Origin of the sequence: Neobacillus drentensis, from assembly GCF_036965645.1 — a bacterium.
Taxonomy (GTDB): Bacteria; Bacillota; Bacilli; order Bacillales; family Cytobacillaceae; genus Neobacillus; species Neobacillus drentensis_D.
The window spans coordinates 1-1,272 of the sequence record NZ_JBALPZ010000292.1 but is presented as its reverse complement, the minus strand read 5'-3'; the positions used below and the strand labels follow the sequence as shown (position 1 = coordinate 1,272).

Here is a 1,272-nt window from a genome sequence, read left to right as displayed (position 1 = left end):
CGAATAAGCTTTGTGAATTCACGAAATGTATTTATTACTTCTATACAAAACTCTTCGTTTAACATAAACTCATAGTTTTTTACATCTACATTTTTTAGTTGTTGTTTTGTAGCTCTATGTTTTTTGTTACTGTCATCATATTCACCAGCATTGTGAACAAATACGTTTCTAATCTGATTATATAATTGTATTTTTGTCCAATATTTAGATTGAAACGGTGATGATACTCCTATGACTTTTGAAATGTATATTTTTGATCTTTCTAAACCTTGTCCATTGATATCCTTCAGATCCAAAGTTAATTCTAATTTTTGCTTAAAATGGTTACAAATCTCATTTAAGAAATGTTCAAAAGAAAAATAAGCTTGAAGAAAAAAAGATTTTCTAACTATTTGAGGGTAATCATCTTTGTGTTTCCAAAAATCATCGGACATGAAATCGTAGTATTCTTGTTTTTGATCTTCATCAAATTCGTTTGCTTTTTCTTCAATATAATTTTCTAAGTCTTGAAGATTTTTTACCAAAGAATTTTCGGTATTTTTAATTAGTTCTTCAAGTGTATCCATTTTATAATCGAAAAGAATTTCAGCGTATCCAAGAATAGGTTTATTAAATAAATTCAAATTATATCCCCCTTTTGTTGGTAAGCTTATTGTAAATCGTTTTATTAGTGAATGGAATTAAAATGTATTGATTTATCATTAAAAGTGTCAACTAAATGTAAGAAGTAAGGAGGTGGAAATATGGATTTATTAGATGATAGAAAGAATCTTTGTATTCAATTATTAGCCGAGGGAGAGTTACCAAAGACAGAGATAGCAAAGCGTTGTGGAATTGTACGACAAACTATTTATGATTGGTTAGATAATCCTGAATTTAAGGCAGAACTGGACAGGCGATTACAGCAGCGAAAAGTTTTGGTTGAAAAAGTTATTGATAGCAAATTAGAAAATGCTGTTGAATCCTTATTTACATTAGCTGATACTACAGATAATGCCCGTGTTAAAGCTCAAGTATTACAGTACATCATAGATAGAGGGTTAGGTAAACCAGTATCTAAGCATGAGATAAAGGCTGATATGGGTGATCCTAATAAGGTAACGGAGGATGTACTGGAAGCTGAGTTCCAAGAGTTCGAACAGGACAGAGACGGTGAATAATAAATCAGTAAAGCGTATGTACTAATTGTATATGTGATTATATTTATTCATATATAATTACGTAAAATAATGATTATACGTAATCAAGTTTATTTCGTAATGATTTAAACAC

General features: G+C 29.5%; 2 protein-coding genes. One reads left to right on the top strand and one right to left on the bottom strand.

Translation table 11 applies throughout. From position 1 onward, the window contains the following. Positions 1–623, bottom strand: a 623-nt coding sequence (locus V7266_RS30510) for a hypothetical protein (protein ID WP_335473022.1), incomplete at its 3' end; no start/stop codon positions are given. 120 nt (positions 624–743) lie between these two features. Here V7266_RS30510 and V7266_RS30505 point away from each other — a divergent pair. Next, a complete protein-coding gene (locus tag V7266_RS30505) occupies positions 744–1,160 on the top strand; it encodes a phBC6A51 family helix-turn-helix protein (protein ID WP_335473021.1) in 417 nt (138 codons plus the stop codon). Positions 1,161–1,272 lie beyond the last annotated feature (112 nt).

Coding starts and splice junctions, on each gene's coding strand:
- V7266_RS30505 (WP_335473021.1), top strand. CDS start 744: ATGGATTTATTAGATGATAGAAAGAATCTTTGTATTCAATTATTAGCC.